12 protein-coding genes are annotated in these 18,592 nt (G+C 70.5%); all 12 read right to left on the reverse strand.

The window, feature by feature from the left end:
• Window positions 1-8: 8 nt before the first annotated feature.
• Entirely contained in the window at window positions 9-1,013 is a 1,005-nt protein-coding gene (gene coxB / locus ACQY5G_RS13160) for a cytochrome c oxidase subunit II (RefSeq protein ID WP_428274662.1), read from the reverse strand.
• Between the two features lie 120 nt (window positions 1,014-1,133).
• A complete protein-coding gene (gene msrP / locus ACQY5G_RS13165; RefSeq protein WP_428274664.1) occupies window positions 1,134-2,165 on the reverse strand; it encodes a protein-methionine-sulfoxide reductase catalytic subunit MsrP in 1,032 nt (343 codons plus the stop codon).
• A 148-nt stretch (window positions 2,166-2,313) separates the two neighbouring features.
• On the reverse strand, window positions 2,314-3,903 hold the full coding sequence (gene purH, locus ACQY5G_RS13170; RefSeq protein ID WP_428274666.1) for a bifunctional phosphoribosylaminoimidazolecarboxamide formyltransferase/IMP cyclohydrolase: 1,590 nt from the start codon (window positions 3,901-3,903) through the stop codon (window positions 2,314-2,316).
• Between the two features lie 6 nt (window positions 3,904-3,909).
• A complete protein-coding gene (purN, locus tag ACQY5G_RS13175; protein WP_428274668.1) occupies window positions 3,910-4,578 on the reverse strand; it encodes a phosphoribosylglycinamide formyltransferase in 669 nt (222 codons plus the stop codon).
• Entirely contained in the window at window positions 4,571-5,947 is a 1,377-nt protein-coding gene (gene selA, locus ACQY5G_RS13180; RefSeq protein ID WP_428274669.1) for an L-seryl-tRNA(Sec) selenium transferase, read from the reverse strand. The genes purN and selA overlap by 8 nt, the downstream gene beginning before the upstream one ends.
• Window positions 5,944-7,386, reverse strand: coding sequence for an Ig-like domain-containing protein (locus ACQY5G_RS13185; RefSeq protein WP_428274671.1), 1,443 nt, complete (start codon window positions 7,384-7,386; stop codon window positions 5,944-5,946). The genes selA and ACQY5G_RS13185 overlap by 4 nt, the downstream gene beginning before the upstream one ends.
• 92 nt (window positions 7,387-7,478) lie before the next feature.
• Window positions 7,479-10,169: a valine--tRNA ligase gene (locus ACQY5G_RS13190; protein WP_428274673.1), complete on the reverse strand. Its 2,691-nt coding sequence runs from the start codon at window positions 10,167-10,169 to the stop codon at window positions 7,479-7,481.
• A gap of 132 nt (window positions 10,170-10,301) precedes the next feature.
• Window positions 10,302-11,192, reverse strand: coding sequence for a hypothetical protein (locus ACQY5G_RS13195; protein ID WP_428274675.1), 891 nt, complete (start codon window positions 11,190-11,192; stop codon window positions 10,302-10,304).
• Window positions 11,193-11,267: 75 nt separating this feature from the next.
• The gene (locus tag ACQY5G_RS13200) at window positions 11,268-12,551 is read right to left on the reverse strand and encodes an asparagine synthetase B (protein WP_428274677.1); all 1,284 of its coding nucleotides are present in this window, start codon (window positions 12,549-12,551) and stop codon (window positions 11,268-11,270) included.
• Window positions 12,552-12,559: 8 nt separating this feature from the next.
• On the reverse strand, window positions 12,560-14,383 hold the full coding sequence (locus tag ACQY5G_RS13205) for a hypothetical protein (protein ID WP_428274679.1): 1,824 nt from the start codon (window positions 14,381-14,383) through the stop codon (window positions 12,560-12,562).
• Between the two features lies 1 nt (window position 14,384).
• A complete protein-coding gene (locus ACQY5G_RS13210) occupies window positions 14,385-17,750 on the reverse strand; it encodes a hypothetical protein (protein ID WP_428274680.1) in 3,366 nt (1,121 codons plus the stop codon).
• Entirely contained in the window at window positions 17,747-18,592 is an 846-nt protein-coding gene (gene rsmI / locus ACQY5G_RS13215; protein WP_428274681.1) for a 16S rRNA (cytidine(1402)-2'-O)-methyltransferase, read from the reverse strand. Before rsmI ends, ACQY5G_RS13210 begins: the two co-directional genes overlap by 4 nt.

Raw genomic sequence — 18,592 nt, forward strand, 5'->3', positions numbered from 1 at the left:
CCATGGCGCTAGCGGAGCGAGCCGAGATAGGCGACGAGCTGCCGAATTTGCGCGTCGCTCAGCTCGACCTCGGGCATCGGATTCCCGGGTTTCACGTGCTGGGTGGAATCCAGCCAGCGCGCCAGGTTCCCGGGCGTGTTCTCGAGGACGCCCGAGGCGATCGTGAGCCGGCTCCCGAAGTGCGTGAGATCGGGCCCGAACTGCCCGTCCGCCGGCGTCCCCCTCACCGCGTGACAGCTCACGCAGGCGTTCGCCATGAACACGCCCTGCCCCGCCCGCGCCTCCGCGTCCGCGGGCGTCGAAGCCGGCGCCGCGTTCGCCCGGGCCCAGCGCTCGAAATCCCCGGGTTCGTCCACGATCAGGCGCATCCCCATGAGGGCGTGGGCCGTGCCGCAGAACTCGGCGCACTGTCCGTGGTACACGCCGACCGAATCCGGCCGGAACCAGAGCTGGTTTTCGATGCCCGGCACGAGGTCCCGCTTTCCGGCCAGACGCGGAACCCAGAACGAGTGCATGACGTCCGCGGAGCGGAGCCGCAGGTCGACGGTGCGGCCCAGCGGGACGTGCGCCTCGTTCGCCGTCACGATGCCGAGTTCCGGATAACGGAATTCCCACCACCACTGCTTGCCGATGACCTCGATGACGAGCGCTTCCGGATCCGGCGTCGAGCGGTCGATGATGAAGATGGCGCGCATGGTCGGGATCGCGATGGCCACGAGGATGAGGGCCGGGGCCAGCGTCCAGACGACTTCGAGGAGAAGGTGACCGTGGACCTGCTTCGGCCGCCCGTCGCCCGGGCGTTCCCGAAAACGCACGAACACGTAGATGAGGATGCCTGCCACCACGACGAACACGCCGACCGCCCACCAGAAGATCTGGTCGAAGAGCTGGTCGATGAGCGTGGCGGAGTCCGAACTGGGGTGCAGCGTGGATTGCGGGTATTCGCCGCCGCAACCCTGGCTGACCAGAACCCCCAGGAATAGCACGAGCGCTACGATCGCGCGTCGTCTCAAGGGCGTATCTATATGTGTCTCGGGGAAATCTCGAATTCAGGGCGGGCTCCGCAACCACGGGGCCCGCGGGACTCTAGCCGGGCATGGCGGGCGGGTCAAGGAGCCCCGCCCGCCGAAACCTCAGCGGGCGTGCGGCACGTCTCCGACCGGCGTTACGCGACCGCCGTAGAGTTCCCCCACCCACTCGCCGTAACCGTTGAACGGAAGAGTCGGAACCCGCTGTCCGGTGCCGACGATCTCCTCCTGCTCCTGGGACCAGCGGGGGTGGGGCAAGCCCGGATCCACATTCGAGTAGAAGCCGTATTCGGCCGGTGTCGAGGTATTCCAGAATGTAGCGGGTTGTTCATCGGTAACCTCGATCCGGACGATGCTCTTCGGACTCTTGTACCCGTACTTCCAGGGCAGATGGATGCGGACCGGCGCGCCGTTCTGCTTCTGCAGCGGATGCCCGTACATGCCCGTGACTACGAAGGCGAGTTCGTTCATCGCCTCGTCCATCCGCAGCCCCTCGTGATACGGCCACGGCCACCAGGTCTGCGTCTTCTGGCCGAAGGCCTGTTCCGGCCGGTCGAAGGTCACGAAACCGACGTAGCGCGCGCTGTTCTGCGGCTGAACCTTCTCCAGGAGTGTTGCCAGCGGGAACCCGATCCACGGCACGACGACGGACCACCGTTCCACGCAGCGGTGCCGGTAGATCCGCTCCTCGAGCGGAAACTCGCGTTCGAGGTCCACGAGGTCGTAGACGCCCGGGTTCTCGACGAGGCCCGTGACCTCCAGTTCCCACGGGCGGGCCTCGAACGGACCGACGTTGCGCCACACTCCGTCCTTGTCGGTGCCGAACTCGTAGAAGTTGTTGTACGTGGCCACGATTTCCTCCGGCGAGACCTCCTTGTGGCGGTCGCCGGGCGTGAAGCGCGGATCGTTCACGGCCACGGGATAGAGATCCGCGGTCGGCGTGTCCGGGATGTTGTCGAGGGGGCCGCGCTGCTGGGCTCCCGCCGCTCCCCCGGGCCCGCACGCGAGCGAGGTGGCGGCAAGGATCGCGCCCCCGCCCATGCGGGCCACGAACTGCCGCCGGTCGAGGTACACCGACTCCGGCGTCGCTTCGCTCTCCCTGATCCGCCAGCCGGGTGGAATATGAATGTTCGCCATGGAGATTCTCCCTTGCCGTTCGGCCTCCGGCCCTCGCCGGGCACCGGCCGCTCACCTTCGGTGCTGCCTGTTGAAATATAACCGTTCCGGCGCCGCGTGTTTCGCAACCCCTTCCCGCCGCGCAGCTCGGCCTCGGACGGCGAGAACGCTAGTGGCGGAAGAGCCGCCGTCCGGTGAAGACCATCGCGATGCCGTGCTCGTTCGCGGCCTCGACGACCTCCGCATCGCGCTTCGAACCGCCCGGCTGCGCGATCGCCGTCACCCCGGCGGCCGCCGCCGCATCGATGCCGTCGCGGAAGGGGAAGAACGCGTCCGACCCGAGGACGGCGCCCGCCACGTCGAACCCCTGCGCCCGGGCCTTGCGGATCGAAATCTCCACCGAGTCGACGCGGCTCATCTGCCCCGCGCCGATTCCGATCGACGCCCCGTCGCGCGCGAGCAGGATCGCGTTCGATTTCACGCTCTGCACCGCGGACCACGCGAACGCGAGATCGTCCCACTCCGCGTCGCTCGGAACACGCGCCGTCGGGACGTCGGCCCCCCGATTCACCTCGCACGCCGGTCGGGGTGCCGCCTGCAGCAGGACCCCGCCGCGCACGCCGCGCACTTCGACCCCTTCCTGCAGATGGCCGCCCGCGTCCAGCGCCGCGCCCGCTTCGGGCTTCAGGATCCGAATGTTCTTCTTCGCCCGCAGGAGGCGGAGCGCATCCTCCGAGTATCCCGGCGCCACGACGCATTCCACGAAGTTCCGGGAGAGGGCTTCCGCGACGGCCTCCGTCAGCGGGTCCGTGAAGGCGATGACCGAACCGAACGCCGAAACGGGGTCGCACGTGAGCGCCTTCTCGTAGGCCTCCAGCGGGGATGTGCCGACGGCGAGGCCGCACGGCGTCGAATGCTTGAGGATCGCGCAGGCGGCGCGCTCACCGGACGCAAAGGGCGCGATCGCCGTGAGGGCCCCGTCCACGTCGAGGATGTTGTTGAACGAGAGTTCCCGGCCGTGCAGTTGCGCGAGCGCGGGAATCCCCCGCGGCGGACCCGCCCCGTCGCGGAAGAAGGCGGCCTCCTGGTCCGGATTCTCCCCGTAGCGCAGCGACTGCACGCGCACGAGCGGGACGACGGCCTCTTCCGCCGCGAGGTCGGTCGAATCCGCCGTTCCATCCGGCCGGGTCAGGTAGCGGGTAATCGCCGCGTCATAAACCGCGGTGTGCCCGAACACCTTGGCCGCCAGCTCCCGCCTCAGCTCCGGCGTCTCCGGCGCGTCCCCGGCATCGAGGGCGTCGAGCACCCGCCCGTAGTCGGCCGGGTCGCACACGGACCAGACGGATGGATGGTTCTTCGCCGATGCCCGGAGCATCGTCGGGCCGCCGATGTCGATCTGCTCCAGCGCCTCCTCGAGCGTGACGTCCCCGCCGGCCACGGTCTCGCGGAAGGGGTACAGGTTCACGGCCACGAGGTCGATGGGAACCATCCCGTGCGCGGCAAGCTGATCCAGGTCGTCCGCCACCTCGCGCCGGGCCAGGATCCCGCCGTGCACCCTCGGGTGCAGCGTCTTCACGCGGCCGCCAAGCATCTCCGGATGGCCGGTCAGGTCGCTCACGCCGCGGACCTCCAGCCCCGCCGCGAGCAGCGTCCGCATCGTCCCTCCCGTGGACGCGATCTCCCAGCCCCGCGCGATCAGTCCCGCACAGAAGTCCTCGATCCCCGTCTTGTCCGAAACGCTCACGAGCGCAGTCGGCATCCCCTCTCATCCTTCCCGGTTGGTGAACGTTTCTGTCTCGAACCACTCGCGAACCCAGCGGACCCGACGGTCCGCTTCCAGACGGACCGCCCCCGAAGCGAGCGCTTCCACGGCCGCGGGCAGAATCCGGTGCTCCACCGTCAGTACGCGGGCCGCGACGGACTCCGGAGTATCGCCCGCGAGCACGGGTACGGGCCACTGGCACAGGATCGGACCCCGGTCGTACGCCTCGTCGACGAAATGGACGGTCGCTCCGGTGATCCGAACGCCGGCGTCGATGACTGCGCGATGCACGCGGGCGCCGTACATCCCCCGGCCGCCGAAGGAGGGCAGCAGCGCGGGGTGGATGTTCAGAATCCGCCCCCAGTAGGCCCGCACGACGGCTTTGGGCACGAGTTTCATGTAGCCGGCCAGGACCACGATGTCGCTTCGCCACTCGTCGAGCGTGCGGCGAAGGAAGATCGCCGCCCCGCCGCTCGTCGATGCGGGGGGCGAGACCGCCGACGCCACCCCGGCCCGCCGCGCGCGCTCGAGGACGCCGGCCCCTTCGCGGCTCGCGACCACGCCGACGACCTCGCGCTCCGGGCTGTCCGCGCGCTGGAAGCGATCGACGAGCGCCTGGAAGTTGGAACCGCCTCCCGACGCGAGGACCGCGATCCTCACGGCGTCAGCCATCGGCGAGCCGGTCGAGCGCCGAGGTGAGAGCGTCGGCAGCTCGGGCCGCCTCCTCCCCGGGCAGGGTCCGCACATCGACGATGAACGCCGCACGCTCGATGCGGCCGATGAGCGGGCGGGAGCCGGCGCGGCACTCGGCCGCGAGCCGCTCGACATCGATCCCCGTCACAGCCCAGCCGGCCGAGGGAACCGTGAAGCCGGGAAAGGCGCCTCCTCCAACCATGGCCTCGGTCCGGACCACCTCCACGCGGGCTCCACTTCTCGGTGGAGGCTCGAGGCGTGCGGCGGCCGCGCGGGCTTCGACCGCCTCCACCGGCTCGCGCAGCATCCGCAGCGCCGGTATGCGCCGGACGGCGAGCTCCGGGTCGCGGTAGAGCATCAGCGTGGCTTCGAGGGCGGCGAGCGTCGTCTTGTCCACCCGAAACGCCCGCAGCAGGGGGTTCCCGCGCAAACGCCCGATCAACGCCGCATCGCCGGCGATGATCCCGGCCTGCGGCCCCCCGAGGAGCTTGTCGCCGCTCCACGTCGCAAGATCGACGCCCGCGGCCAGCGATCCCCGCGCGGTGGGTCCCGCCGGGAAGCCGGGCAGGAGACCGGCGTCGAGCAGTCCGGAGCCGAGGTCGTGTGCGAGCGGGATCCCGCGCTCCCGCGCGAGAGAAACCAGCGCCGCGAGCGAGGGGCGCGCCGAGAAGCCCTCGACCCGGTAGTTCGAGGGGTGGACTCGCAGGATGAGCCCGGTCGATTCGTTGATGGCCCCCGCATAGTCGGAGACTCTCGTCCGGTTCGTCGTGCCGACCTCCCGCAACCGGCCGCCGCTCCTCCCCACGACGTCGGGGATCCTGAACGTGCCTCCGATTTCGACGAGTTCCCCGCGGGACACGAGCACCTCGCGACCCCGTGCCAGTTCGTTCACGACGAGCGCCACGGCCGCCGCGTTGTTGTTTGCGATGATCGCCGCCGCCGCACCCGTCAGCTCGCACACGACTTCGCTGCAGTGGTCGTATCGCGAGCCGCGGCGGCCCGTCGCGAGGGAGAGCTCCACGTTCCCGTAGCCGGCGGCCTCCGCCTGGGCGCGACCCGCCGCGTCGGCGAGCGGCGCCCGGCCGAGGTTGGTGTGGAGCACGACGCCCGTTCCGTTCAGCGTCGGCCGCAGCGACCGCCGGGATCGCGCCTCCAGATCGCGTTCCGCCGCCCGGAGGAGGTCGGCCGGATCCGACCGCTCCGGATCGGCTCCCGCGCGGGCACGGTCCAGGGCCCGGCGGAGCGAATCCTTCACCGTCTCGCGGCCGTAGCCGTCGATGAGGGGGACGACCTCGGGCTCCTTGAGGAGTGCGTCCATGGAGGGGAGCCGGCGGCGCGGATCCGTCATGCGCGCCGCCTCTTCGTCCTTGGCGATCGGGCTCTTCCCGCACCACGCGGAGCGCGCCTTCGAACCGTATCCGGCGGGGCTCCGGCGGTGTCCGGCGGCGCTCCAAGGGTGTCCGGCGGCGCTCCGAGGGTGTCCGGCGGGACTCCGGGGATGTCGAGAGTGTCGGGCGCCGGTGGCACCGAATCCTGCTCCACCACGACGGAATCGCCCTCGGCCGCGACAGAGTCCGCAACGGCGACGGAGTCCGTAACGGCGACGGAGTCGGCGACCGTCGCCGAGTCGGCCGACGGGGGCTCCGGCTCCGCCACAAAGGACGTATCGCCGCCTCCCGCGAGACCGCGCACGTTCACCACGCCCGTAACCGAAACCCGGTATGTTCCGGAGTCGAGCGCCGCCCCGAGCCGCACGGTGATGAACCTCGAGGGAAGAACGGGATCCTCTTCCGCGACGGAATCGGAGGCCGGGGCGGCGGCGGAATCCGGGCTCGGAGCTTCCACCGCCACGGTGTCGCCGACCGCCGTCGAGTCCTCGACGGCCGCGGAATCCGCCGCCGCAACGGAATCCGCCAGCGCGGCGGAGTCGGAGGGAAACATCACCTCGTCGGCCGAACCGAGGAGGCTGGCCACGATTTCCAGCGCTTCGTTCGTCGCGGAGTCCCGAATCGCGATGCCGGGTTCCTCCGGTTGGGGATTGAGAAGGTAGTCATCGAATTCGAGTTGCACCGTCTCGCTTCCCACCACGAGCGCGCGAGCGAGAAGGGGCGGCGTCGTATCCGGCGCCACCACGACGAACCTCAATTCCGTCAGCGAGTCCTGCGAGGCCGCCACGGACGCGCTGTCATAGGACTCCAGCGCGCGATCGGGAAGCATGTTGCGATTGCGATCGACGAACCCGAAGGCCTCGTACTCGCCCGGGGGCAACCCGCGCGCCGCGAACCTTCCGACGCTGTCCGTGATGGCGCCGTACGGGACGGAATCCGGGCCCGCCCAGAAGATGACCCGCGCCCCCTCCAGCGGTTGCGCAGTCAGCGCGTCGACCACTTCTCCCTCGACCATGGCTTCCGGGATCTCCGCTCCCGTGGAGAAGCAGAATTCGACGGGGACTTCCATCCCGTTGCGCAGGAGATCGTTGATTCCATCGGTCGGAATCGTGAAACAGTACGCGACGCTGTCCCGCCACCCATCCTCCGGCCGGAGACGCAGATCCGAGAATCCGGTCTCCGCCTCGTACACTTCCATCGGAGTGACGAACATCTCCCTGGCAAGGCCGTTCGGTATCCGCACGGGTTCGCTGAACCGGATTTCGAGCGCGCCGTCGAAGTCGACGACCGTCGAGTCCGGCGCGGGACGGATGCGGACGATGGACGGTGCGATCTCGTCCGGCCGCGCGCCCGGCGGAGGCATCTCCCTTGCGCACGCCAGCGTGATGAGGAGGGCCATGATCGCCGAAAGGAGCTTCCCGTCGGCGATGAACGCAACAAATCGTTCGCGGGCTCCCGGCCCCTGCCCGGAGGTTCCGGGCCCGGCGCGCGTCAGACCCCCGCCCGCAGCGATCGGAGCTTCTCCTCGAGGCGCGTCCGTTGTGCTCCCAGCGACGTCACTTTCTCCCGCTCCCGCTCAATGACTTCCTCCGGCGCGTTACCGAGGAAGCCCGCGTTCTCGAGTTTTCCGCGGCTCCGTGCCAGCAGGTTCGCCGTTCGTTCCATCTCCGCACGGATGCGCCCCCGTTCGGTCTCCAGGTCGATGACTCCCTCCAGCGGGAGGAAAAGTCCCCCGCCCGAGCGGAGTACGGCGTGCGCCCCGGCTCCGTCCACGGAAGCCGCGCCGGCGTCCTCCGTTACACGCTCCACCTCGGACAACCCCGCCAGGCGCGCGATGCTCCCCTCCTCCTCAGCCAGGGCCGACCGGAGCGCCGGCGACGCATCCGTCACCCGGACCCGCACCCGGGTTCCCGGCTCCACGCCGTATTCGGCCCGCAGCGCTCGCACCGCCCCGACAAACTCCTGCAGCGCCTCGATGCCCGCATCCGCATCGGGGTCGATCCAGTCGTCGGGGCATTCCGGCCACGGTCCCGTGACGAGCGAACCCGCGGCATCCGCGTCCGGCAACCTCGCCGCGATCGCTTCCGTGACGAAGGGCACGATCGGATGGAGGAGGGAAAGCCAGCCGCGCATCACGCTCGTCAGCGTATGTCCCACGTCCCGGGCCGACTCGCGGTCCCCTGTCAGCCGGTGCTTCGCCAACTCAAGATACCAGTCGCAGAAATCTCCCCACACGAACGAGTGGCCGACCTCCGCCGCTTCGTGGAGACGATAGCCTTCGTAGGCCGCGTCCATCTCGTGCGCTACCCGCGCGAGACGGCTTCGGATCCACCGGTCCGCGAGCGCCGTCGGTTCCGGCACCTCCCTCGCGCCGTCCCAGCGGGCGTGCGGCAGCGCGAACCGCGCCGCGTTCCACATCTTGTTCGCGAAGTTGCGCCCCGGACGGAACGCGGCTTCCAGGTTCTCGTAGTCCAGCTGGATGTCCGTTCCGAGCGGGGATCCTCGAACGAGCGTGAAGCGCATGGCGTCAGCACCATACAGTTCAACAACTTCCAGAGGATCTATCCCGTTCCCGAGAGACTTTGACATGCGCCGGCCGAGGTGGTCCCGGACGGTCCCGTTCAACAGGACGTCGGTGAACGGCAACTCTCCCATGAACTCGAAGCCCGCCATGATCATGCGGGCCACCCAGAAGAAGAGGATCTCGGGCGCCGTGACGAGCGTCGCCGTGGGATAGAACGACCGGAGGTCCCCGGTCGGTTCCGGCCAGCCCAGCGTCGAGAAGGGCCACAGCCAGGAACTGAACCACGTATCCAGCACGTCCTCGTCCTGGCGCAGCTCGCCTTCGCAGGCGGGGCAGTCGTCCGGGTCCTCGGTGGAGACGACGAGTTCGCCGCAGTCGGGGGCGTCGCAATACCAGACCGGGATCCGGTGTCCCCACCACAGCTGCCGGCTGATGCACCAGTCGCGGATGTTCTCCATCCAGTTGCGGTACACGCGGCCGAATCGCGGGGGGTGGAAGCGCAGTTCCCCGCTCTCGTAGGCGGCGAGCCCCGGTTCCGCGAGGGGTTTCATGCGGACGAACCACTGGAGGCTCAGGCGCGGCTCGACGACGGTGTCGCAGCGATAGCACCGCCCCACGGCGTGGTCATGGTCCTCCACGCCCACGAGCCAGCCGCCCGCCTCGAGATCCGCCACCACGCGATCGCGCGCATCGAAACGGTCCAGGCCGCGGTAGGCCTCCGGGACGGCGTCGTTCATCGCCCCCCCGTCCGTCATCACGTTGAGCGCTTCGAGCCCGTGACGCTGCCCGATCTCGAAGTCGTTCGGATCGTGCGCGGGCGTGACCTTCACCACGCCCGATCCGAATTCCGGATCCACGTGTTCGTCCGCGACGATCGGGAGATGCCGCCCGACGAGCGGCAGTTCGGCCTCCTGGCCGACGAGGCCCCGGTAGCGCTCGTCCCCGGGCGAGACGGCGAGCCCGGTATCGCCGAGCATCGTCTCCGGGCGCGTCGTCGCAACCTCGACGTGGCCGCCGGCCACCAGAGGGTACTTCAGGCGGTAGAGCTTCCCGTCCAGCTCGCGGTGCTCCGCTTCCTCGTTCGAGAGCGCCGTGCGGCAGCGGGGACACCAGTTGATGATGTAACGGCCGCGGTAGATGAGGCCCTTCTCGTAAAGGCGGACGAAGACCTCGCGTACCGCGTTGGAGAGTCCCTCGTCGAGCGTGAACCGCGTCCGCTCCCAGTCGCAGGAACACCCGATGGTGCGCAGCTGGTCGATGATCCGTCCCCCGTACTCGTCGACCCACTCCCACACGCGCGCGACGAAGTCGGTCCGGCCGAGGTCGAAGCGTGTGAGCCCATCTCCGCGCAACTGCCGCTCGACGACGTTCTGCGTCGCGATCCCGGCGTGATCCGTGCCCGGCACCCACAGGGCGTCGTGCCCCTGCATCCGCCGACGACGGATGAGCACATCCTGCAGGGTGTTGTTGAGCCCGTGACCCATGTGGAGCGCGGCGGTGACGTTCGGCGGGGGGATCACGATCACATAGGGCCGCTCGACGTCCGCAGCCGGAACGTGAAACAGCCCCGCCTCGACCCAGCGCTCGTACATCGGCTGTTCGAGCCCCGCGGGGTCGTAACGGGAGGAAAGCTCGGTGGACGGTTGAGAGTCACCCAAAGGGCGGCTCCTGACTGACGGGTTTGCGTTGTCGGGAGAACCATCGGTGCGACGCGGAGAGCCCCCGGCGTCCAGGCTGCGGCTCAGTCTAACGGAGGCGCCGCACGTTCGGAACCACGCGGCGCGGCGACGTTACGGGGGTCCGCGGACGCGGAGCGTGTCACCGCGCCGGCGGACCTCCTCTTCGGAGCGCTCACGCATGCGGGCCCGTGCCTCCGCGGCCGCAGCTTCCACATCGTCCCGAAGGTTCTGGATCTGGATGGCCGTCAGGTCGCGGATCGCCTGTTCGTAAGCCCGCCTCTGCGGCCCGGTCGGAGCGAACCCGATGGGAATGGGGATCGTGACGTCGCCAAGATGGATCCCCTGCTCGGAGAACCCCCACCGTTTGCCGTCCCGCTCGAAGGTCCAGTCGCGCGCGCGGCGGCGCACATCATCCTCGAGCTGGAGGCTGTCGAGCCAATCGCGCAGAATCGCCCGGACCGCGCTGTCCGCCCGGGCGAACTGGACGAGCCTTTCCCCGATGAGCCGGGGGGACTGCGGGTCGAACCACAGCCGCCTGTCGCTGAAGCGGAGTCGGAGCCGCGAGGCGTTGGTCAGGCCCCGAGGCGCTTCCGGAGCCGTCGGCGCACCGGTGACGATCAGCCCAGGTGCTCGCTGGAGCGGATCTCCCTCCTCCACCGTTTCTTCCTCCTCCTCGGGCTCTTCCTCTTCCTCCTCCGGCTCGGGTTCGACCTGAGGAGGCTCCTCCTCGGGGGGCGGCACCGGTTCGGGCCGGGGCTCCTCCGGAAGGTCCTCCGGCAGCGTGGGCGCAATTTCGACCACGACGAGGGCGTCGGGCGCGGGCACGGTCTCGATCGGCGGTAGCGTGAACGGAAGCGAATCGACCCGGACGCCCCCCACCGCGACCAGGAGCAGGATGTGCAGGAGCACCGAGGCGAGGAGTCCCATCACCAGCGTCCGACGCCCGGAACGCTCCCGTTCGCGTCGCCGGTCCGCGAACGCCTGGGGTCGAGTGGGAGGCACCGATCTACTCGCCGGCCGAAGTCCCGGGCCTGGTGTGGTGGCCGTCGGACCGGCCAGCCGCCCGGGTCGGAACCCTCATGTGATCAGCTTCTTCTTCTTCGCGGCCGGGAAGAGGACATTGTTGAGGATCAGCCGATAGCCGGCGGAATGCCGGTGGAGGTCCAGATCCGTCGGGGCATCGCCGATGAGGTGGCGAGGGTCTTCCGGGTCGTGGCCTCCGAGGTAGGTGAAGGTGCCCTCGCCGAAGCTCCCGTGCAGGTACTTCACGCGTCCGCGCGCATCCTCCTCCGCGAGCACCGTGACGCCCGGCTGGAGACGTTCCCGGCGAAACGTCGTCGTGAGGCCGTAGAAGTCGGGCAGCACGCGCCGATGGTTCTGGGTCAGCATCGCCGGAACGGGATCGAACTTTGCGCTGAACTCGAACAGCGAGAAGCTGCCGAGATCGACCCTCCACGGAGTGTTCACCTGGTGCCCGTCGATATCGCTGAAGGCGCTGAGCGTGGGGTCCGTCACGAGGACGGCATCGCGGAAGGCGAGGGCGTTCGGCCATTGGAGCTTCTCGCTCGCCGCCGCATCGGGAGGTGATCCGTCCGCGAAGGAGGCGGCGATGTCGGTCCCCGCCGCGGCCAGTGCGAGTTCCAGCGTTTCCGTCGCCGTGCACATCGCAAACAGGAAACCCCCGCCCTCGATGTAGCTCCGGAGGCGGGCCGCGACGGCCTTCTTCAGGGCCGGAACGTTCGGATACCCGAGCTCGCGCGCGATCGCCTCGTTGCGCGCGACTTCCTCCTGCAGCCAGGCCGCGGAAGCATAGGTCAGATAGAACTTCGAATATTGCCCCGTAAAATCCTCGTGATGGAGGTGCAGCCAGTCGAAGTTCTCGAGTTCCTCGGAGAGCACCTCCCGGTCCCAGATCTGCTCATAGGGGATCTCGGCGTATTCGAGCGCCATCGTCACGGCATCGTCCCACGGGGAGCTGTTGGGCGGCGTGTAGACCGCGATCGTGGGCGCCTTCTCCAGGGGAACGGTTTCCATGTTCTGCGTCTCGACCTCGCGGCGGATCCTCGCCACGTCGGAACCGTCGAGCGTCTCCACGGTCACGCCCATGAGCGCGGCTCGCCGACGGTTGGACGGTGCGTCCGACACGAGAAAGGACCCGGAGCGGTAATTCAGGAGCCATTCGGCCGACTGGCCCGCCGAGAGCGCACCGAACACGTACCCGTAGGCCTTCAGGTGGTTCTCCTGTTCGCGGTCCATGGGGACGAGAAGCTGCGCTCCCAGCCCCGAGGCGCCCGCCAGCAAGGCGAGGACCGACAGCAGGGAGCGGTGCGCGAGGCGGCGCCGAACGCGGGATCGTTTCATCTCGGCCTTCATCGGCCTCCTCCATCAAGTTCGGCGAGCATGCGGCGCGCGACCGGCGCCAGGGCGCTCCGCGGATACCCCACGATCAGTTGTTCGAGCCAGGAAGCGGCGTCGGCGGGAGCGGACGCGCGCGCGAGATCCAGGAGAGCTGCGGGGGCCTCGGGGCTACCCGGGTGCTGAAGGACGATCTGCCGCCGCAGGGCGCCGGCGATGCGGGCCTGCCCGGCCGCGGCGGCCGCGTCCGCGAGGAAGCTCAGAACAACGGATCGGCCGCTCGATGCCGGCCGGCCGGCCAGGTCGCGAAGCGCCGGACCGGGGTCGAACGCCTCGGGCGAGACGAGGAGGCCGAGCGCGGCGGCGCCCACGATGCGGACCTCCGCCGTGTCCGCCGCCTGTACCAGAGTCAGCAGCTGGAGGCGGCGCGTGCGTTCGGCCGCTCCGATCTCCGCCTCGCGGACGCTCCGGCTCGCGCGCTCCCGCGCGGAATCGGGCCGGCCCGCGTACAGCGCCAGCCGCGCCGCCGCGGCGTCGAGCCGCCCCGACGAGGCGACGCGAATCCGTTCCCGCGCGTCCGCCACCAACGCCTCAGCCGTGTCGAGATCGCCAGACCGGGCGTGGCCGAGCGCGAGCTCCCCCCGCATCCCGGCCTCGGCCGTCGCGGAGTCCGGATACTGCCTCACGTAACGGTCGAGCACCGAAGCCGCGTCATCGAGCGAAGCGGGGTTGGCCGCGAGAAGCCCGAACAGGCGGCGCGACGCCAGTTGGTGGGGACCGTCGCCGGGGGTGCTCTCCCGCATCAGTTCCTCCAGCACCCGCCGAGCCGACGCCGTATCCCCCGCAGCCAGCGCCTGGTCGCCGGAGAGCGCGAGCCAGCGCAGACGGTCCACGGATCGCGCGCTCAGATCGACGAGCCGCCGCGCGGCCCAGGCGACCTCGGCGGGAAGCGCCGCCGCCTCCGCTTCGCGCACGTACTCGCGCAGGAACGAGGCGGCTTCAGTATCGTCCGGCGTCGGCGCCGCCTCGACCAGCGCTCGCCCGGCCGCCGCACGCCCCAACCGCAGCGCGAGGATGGCGCCCGCCCGGGACGCCCCGTCCCGCCGATCGGCCAGTCGCGCGTGCAACCGCTCGAAGGAGGCCGCATGGGCGCCGGACCCCTCGGCCCCAGTCGCCCGGAGGCCCGCTTCGACCTCGTCCGTCGCCGGCGGCGCGAGGGCGAGTAGCCCGACCCAGGCCGCGGTCAGGCGATCATCGTCTCCGACCGCGAGGAGAAGGTCGGCGAAGCGCGAGAGGAGTTCCCTGCCAGGGTTTGCCGCGTCGTCGAGGGTCCGGATCGCCCCCGCCGAATCCCCCGCCGCGAGCTGGACATCGGCGCGGGCCAGCCGCGCCGCGGAGAGTTGAGGGGCCTCCTCGAGCCAGCGGTCGCTCACTACGAGGGCCGAATCGAGCATCCCCGCGCCCGTCAGCCCCCGCACCCACCACAGCCGGGCGATCTCCCCGTCAGGTGCCGCGGCAACGGCGGCTTCGGCGTACGGGACGAGCCCGGCGGACTCACCCGACTGCAGGGCCAGTTCGCCGAGCAACGCGAGCGCACGCTCCGATGCGGGCGCCCGCTCGAGGTGCTCACGCAGGGCGGATGCGGCTTCCGCGGTCCGCCCGCTCGCGCGAAGGCGCTCTGCACGCGAGACCGTGCGCTGCTCCGAGGCCGCGGATGCCTGACCGGCCACCTCGGAGCCCGTCGGCAGCTGGGCGCCGCAAGCCGCCGCAAGGAGCGCAACCATCCTCATGGCGCCGGGGATCCTGCCGTGGGGGAACGGGAATCGGGGACGGCTCACGTCAGGGCTCCCGCCGGGCCTCGGCGCCTGCCGGGGGCACCCGGTTCAGCCGGTCGAAGTACTCGAAGATCAGCGACCGATAGAAGAGCGGCAGCTCCCGGAGCAGAGCCTCCGAGGGCGCCGGGTAGCGGCGTCCCCGCAGCAGCTCCGGATCGATCGGCGGCGGAACCCCCGGCGGAGCCGTGGCTTCGCGCGACTCCCGTTCGTTGGGGTCGAGATCCTCGTCCTCCAGGGAACGCCCGGCGTCGAGCATGCGCCGGAAGAGTTGCCGCTGTCGTTCAAGCGTCTCCTGCGTGGGTCCCTCCAACTCGAGCTGCTGCGCGAGTTCGGCCGCCTCCTCCGCCAGTTCTTCGGGACGTCCCAGGAGATCGCCCTCGGGGTCTTCCAGCTCGCCGAGTTCTTCGGCGACCTCCTCTTGCCGCCGCGCGATCTCCTCGCGCCGCCGCTCCTCTCCCGACGGCCGCGGGCCGGGCATGAGCAGCGAACTCGTCTCCTGCGTCACGGCCTGCTGCTGCTGCGCGAGCTGGTTCATCTGATCCGCCGCGTCCTGGCCGGCGGACTCCTGCCCGGCCGCTCGCGCCGCTTCCTCGCTCGCCAGGAGATGTCGGGCCAGCGAGTTCAGCGACTCCTGGATGCCCTCGACCTCCGCCCGGGACGGGAGACGCCGCGCGCCATCGCCTGCGAGCCGGTCGAGCAGCTGATCCATGCGTTCCGCCGCCTCGCCCGCCGCCGCTCCCGTACGCTGGTCCAGCATGGCGGCCTCGTTTCCGGCCTCCGAGAGTCTCTCGACCAGGTTCTCCAACCCCTGACGCACGGCGCCCTGCCGCGCACGCCAGGATGCCGGATCCGCCGCATTCTCGCCGCGTGTCGCCTCCGACAGGCGGCCCTCCTCCTCCGACAGCGCGAGCGCTTCGCTGCGCGCGCGCGCCAGCGACTCGACGGCAGCCTCTCCCTGCTCCCCGCTCATCTCCTGCTGCGCGGAGCCGAGGGCGCCCGCCGCCTGTTCGAGCGCCTCCGCAGCCTCCTCCGCAGCCTGCCGCTCCGATTCGCCGACCTCGCCCGGCGCCCCCGATTGGGACTGCTCGGCTCCGCTCTGCGCGTCGGCCATCTTCCCCAGGGCCTCCTGCGTGCGCTCACCGGCGGTCCGGGCGGAATCCGCGGCCGCCTCCCGGTCCGCCGCCGCAAGTTCCGCCTCCAGCTCCGCCAGGCGCTCGGCCAGCGCTTCGGCCTGCTCGACGAGCGACTCCTGACCTTCCTGGAACGCCTCGGGGTCCGTCTGCCCGGCGACCTCCCTCTGCTCCTGCGCCAGCTCGTCCGCGTTGGCCTGTGCCGATTTCATCGCCTGTTCGAGCGCAGCCTGCTCGAGCATGCCGAGCGTCTGGTCGACCTGCTCCCGCAGATTTTCGTAGTCCCCGGCGAGCTGTTCGAGCGCTTCCCGGACTGCTTCCGGATCCAGTTCCCGCAACGCTTCCGCGAGCGCCTCGATCTGCTCCTCGAGTCCGCTCTCGGCCAGTTCCTCGTAACGTTCGGCCAGGCGTCGCAACTGCTCCTGCAGCGCCGGGTCGGAGAGCGGCGAGGCTTCGAGTTCCTCCTGAAGCGCCTGGAGCTGCTCCTCGACCCCATCGAGCTCCTCCTCCGACCGTTGCGCTTCATCGAGTACGCTCCGCGCCTCTTCCGTCGCCTCGAACCGAACGTCCTCGCTGTCGTCGCCCTCCGCATCCGTCTGCCGCGCCGCGTCGGCCGCCGCCTCGGCCAGCGCCTCCAGATTCTCCTCCAGGGCCTGCGCCGCTTCGGACAGGGCCTCCGTCTGATCCGCGCGCCGATCCCGAATCTCCGTGAACGTCGGAACGCGAAGCAGAAAAACGTCGGAAAGCGCGGGACCCCTGGCCGGATGTCCGTCAAAGGCCTCGAAGAGGTAGAACAGCGTGTCCCCGGGAAGGAAGGACTCCGCGCTGCGGTCGAGCAGGTGCCGGAAGACGGCCCGCGCGGCCCCGGCAGGGTCGGGGGAAAGCGTCTCCAGCCGCTCCGCGTTCTCACTGCCCAACCCCGAGCGCCAGCTGCGAACAACGGCGCGGCGGAGGCCGATGTCGTCCTCGATGTCCACGATGACCGGCATCACACGCTCGTAGCCCAGGGTCGTGTCCGGTGCGGGATAGAGGAGGTGGATGCGCGGCTGGAGATCGGGGACGACGAGCACCCGGATCGGGTCCGGGGCGATGGGCGCGCCCAGCGACGACTCGGCCCGCAGGTCCCACGCCCAGGCGCCCGTCCGCTCGGGCACCCACGAAACGGCGAACTGCGAGCCCGCGATCTGGAGCGGGATCCGGGCCGCCGACTCGCCGGTCTCGCCGTCGCCGGGCTCCCATGCGAGGGCCCCGTCATCGAGCGGGAGGTTCGTCTCGCCGCTCAACCGCAACGTCGTGCCTTCCGGCGCCACGAGCGGCGGAATCCGGCCGCGGTAGCGCTCCGATCCGCGCCCGAGATAGGCCGGGAACTCGACGGTGAGCTGGAGATCCTGTACGAGCAGCGGCTCGAGCGGACGGACGCGAAGGGTGTCGCTGGAAAAGCCCTCCGCGTCTTCGGCCCACACCGCCGTGGGAGAGATGATCGGCGCGGTGCGGCCCTCCGCCGAACCGGCCGCCGATACATCGAGGAGTGTCCGTTCGGGCGCCCGGCCCGCCGCGCGCCACACCAGGTCGACCCGGTCGCGTCCCGTGGCCGAGATGGACACGACCGCTGCATCTCCGCGCGGCACTCCGGTCGCGCCGGTCACGCCGAGCGGCGGGAGCGGTGCCGGAAAGGCGGTGCGCCACGGCGCGCCCAGCGCCGCGGCGGCGGAGAACGTAGGCTGCGGCCGCAGCAGCCCGGCGACGGAGATCGTGAGCAGCATGAGCGCCACGGCGGCACCCGAACGGCGAATGCGCCGCTTCCATCCCGGGCCGGTGACCGGCAGGAGCCCGCGCGATGCGGCGTTCCCCAGCGCCTCGGATACGCGCGTGCGGTGGAGCGCGGCCAATCCGGCGCCCGCCGCCGCCTCCGCCCCTTCCAGCTCGATCGCGGATCGCACATCGCCGGCCCCCAGGCCCGCTGCAGCGTCCGCCTCCTCCGCCACCGCGTGCGGATGCAGCGCGCGCCAGAGGCGGCGGGCGATCCACACGAACCCGGCGAGGCCGGCCCACAGCACGAGGGCGAGCACGAGCGGAACGAGCGAGCCACGGCCTTCCCTGGCAGAGACCGGGAGCAGGGAAAGGACGAGGATCAACGCTCCACCCAGCGTGACGGCTGAAGCCGCCGCCGTCCCGGCGACGCGCGCCCGGGCCGCTGCGCAGGCGGCGGCCAGCCGTTCGAAGCCGAATCCGTCACTCATTCCGAGGGTGCCTCTTGAACCTGCAAGCTCACGCGGTAGGCCTCGTTCCGGCTCAGACCGAACTCCGCAGCCAGGCGGTCGGCAATCTCGCGCCGCCGCAGGCCATCGCGCGACCAATGTCGCGCCTCTTCCATCAGGACCGCCAGATCGGGCGCTTCGTTGCCTGCCTCGCCCTCCCCGAAGACGATCGTCACCTCGCCCCTGACCTCGCGCGTGGCGAACGCCGCCGCCAACTCGCGCACGGATCCGGCCGTGGTCTCCTCGTGCAGCTTCGTCAGTTCCCGACAGACGACGGCCGCTCGCTCGCCCAGGCCCGCTTCCGCCAACTCATCGAGGAGCGCAACCAGCCGCCCCGGCGCCTCGAAGGCGACCGCGGTGTCCATGCATGACCGGAGCCCGTCGATCCAGGCGGAGCGTTCGCCGCCCCGCCGGGGCGCGAATCCGAGAAAGTGAAACCGGTCCGCCGGAAATCCGGACACGGAGAGCGCCGCCAGCACGGCGGAAGGACCGGGTACGGCAAGCACTTCATGCCCCGCCTCGCGGGCGGCGGCGACGGCCCGGCAGCCGGGGTCGGACACGGTCGGCGTGCCCGCGTCGGACACCAGCGCCGCGGAGCCGCCCCCGGCGAGGGCCGCGAGCAACTCCTCCACCCGTGCGCGCTCGTTGTGCATGTGCAGCGACCGCAACGGGACGTTCGCCTTCAGCCGCGCGAGCAGCGTACCCGAGCGCCGCGTGTCTTCCGCGTAACAGACGTCGACCGAACGCAGAATCCCGACTGCACGCCGCGGCATGTCGTCCAGATTGCCGATCGGCGTGCCGACCACGTAGAGCGTTCCCGTCAC

The organism is Candidatus Palauibacter sp., from assembly GCF_965261555.1.
Classification (GTDB): domain Bacteria; phylum Gemmatimonadota; class Gemmatimonadetes; order Palauibacterales; family Palauibacteraceae; genus Palauibacter.

Coding starts and splice junctions, on each gene's coding strand:
- ACQY5G_RS13185 (WP_428274671.1), bottom strand. CDS start 7,386: ATGGCCCTCCTCATCACGCTGGCGTGCGCAAGGGAGATGCCTCCGCCG.
- ACQY5G_RS13200 (WP_428274677.1), bottom strand. CDS start 12,551: ATGAAACGATCCCGCGTTCGGCGCCGCCTCGCGCACCGCTCCCTGCTG.
- msrP (WP_428274664.1), bottom strand. CDS start 2,165: ATGGCGAACATTCATATTCCACCCGGCTGGCGGATCAGGGAGAGCGAA.
- purH (WP_428274666.1), bottom strand. CDS start 3,903: ATGCCGACTGCGCTCGTGAGCGTTTCGGACAAGACGGGGATCGAGGAC.
- purN (WP_428274668.1), bottom strand. CDS start 4,578: ATGGCTGACGCCGTGAGGATCGCGGTCCTCGCGTCGGGAGGCGGTTCC.
- selA (WP_428274669.1), bottom strand. CDS start 5,947: ATGACGGATCCGCGCCGCCGGCTCCCCTCCATGGACGCACTCCTCAAG.
- ACQY5G_RS13210 (WP_428274680.1), bottom strand. CDS start 17,750: ATGAGTGACGGATTCGGCTTCGAACGGCTGGCCGCCGCCTGCGCAGCG.